Origin of the sequence: Borrelia sp. A-FGy1, from assembly GCF_014084025.1 — a bacterium.
Lineage (GTDB): Bacteria > Spirochaetota > Spirochaetia > Borreliales > Borreliaceae > Borrelia.
Genome location: NZ_CP043715.1, coordinates 1 through 1,423, shown reverse-complemented (window position 1 = coordinate 1,423; position 1,423 = coordinate 1). Strand labels below are relative to the sequence as shown.

At 38.2% G+C, this 1,423-nt stretch carries 2 protein-coding genes; both read left to right on the top strand.

The genetic code is table 11. The features are described from left to right. The coding region (locus F0310_RS05655; protein ID WP_182117988.1) for a variable large family protein at positions 1-878 on the top strand (878 nt) is incomplete at its 5' end. A gap of 190 nt (positions 879-1,068) precedes the next feature. After that, a complete protein-coding gene (locus F0310_RS05650) occupies positions 1,069-1,365 on the top strand; it encodes a hypothetical protein (protein WP_182117987.1) in 297 nt (98 codons plus the stop codon). Positions 1,366-1,423 lie beyond the last annotated feature (58 nt).

Genomic DNA, 1,423 nt, shown 5'->3' with positions numbered 1-1,423 from the left:
AAAGCAGCACCAAAAAGAGTGACGTAGGGCAGAACCTAAAGAAGGTAGCTACGGCACTACAAAAAACAATCAAGGAGCTGCAGTCGAAGGAACTAACAGAGCACATAAAAGGATTGGAAAAAGGACAAGAGGCAGCAGCAACAGTAGCAGAAGCGGAAAAAGCACTGTCAGAACTAGCAAAAGCAACAGAAGATCTGTCAAAAGCCTTTGAAGGCGGCAGCGAGAGCGTAGCTGAAGCAGCACAGAACGGAGTCCAACCAGACGGCAGTGCAATAAAGACAGCAGTAGCCGCACTAAATAAAATCAAGGACGTAGCAGCAAAGCAAGACATTAAACTAGCAGAAGCAAGCGGTGCAACAGTAGGAGGCACCGACAAAGACGGGGCTAAAATACTAGCAACAGATAGCGGCGGCGACAACGGACTAGCAGCAGGAGATGCAAGCAAAGCCTTAGCAATACTAACAAAAGTAACAGGAGAAGAAACACTAGCAGCAGTACTAGCTAGTAAAGACAACGACGCAGCGCTAACAGGAGCCGCAACAGCAGAAACAACAGCAGTATCTTTCGCTAAAGGTGGCAATGAAGCCCATGTAAAAGAAGCAGCAAACGCAAAAGCAGCAGCAGTAACAGGAGGAATAGCCCTAAGATCCTTACTTAAAAACGGAAAGCTAGCACACAAAAGCACAGCAGACGACAACACAGCAGCACAAGCAGTAGGCCTTAACGCAAGTGGAAAGCTACTAGGAGCAATAGAGGATATTATTAAAAAGACAGCAGGTACGATACTAAAAAAAGTAAAGAAAGCAATAGACGACGCAAGAGAAGGCAAAGGCGTAACAACAGAAAACAAAGCAGTAGAAGCAGCAAAAGCAGCATAACAACATGGAAAAACTTATGACTAAGTATAGATACAGGTATAGAACAGGAATAGAAAGGTAAATATAGATAAGATATAAAAATAATAATAATCTAGAAATAGAAATAAAAAGGGCAGAAACTTATTTTCTGTCCTTTTATTTGTAAAATCTCAAATATGGTCTATAATTTATATAAGGGTAGTTTGTAGTTATGGTTTTTGATTATCTGATTATGATTTTAATGAATAAAAAAGCAGGATTTTGCTTAGTTTGTTTTATTTTTTATTTTGTGTTTGGTTTTGAATGTGAGTATAATCAAAAACAAGTAGTAATGGAAGAAATGAACGGTAGTATATATAATAATTTTGTATTTTTATTTGAAATGTCAAGCGAGAGCGTAGCTGTAAGTATTTTAGGAAAGCACAACAGCATTTTTATTGATTTTATTGGTTTGGCTATTGTTTTGATGTTAAAATCTAAAATAGAGAAGGATAGGGTTTTCATGTAGTTTTGAGTTTTCTTGCGTTCTGTTTAAAGCTTACTGTTTTATGAAGGAGTTGTACTAA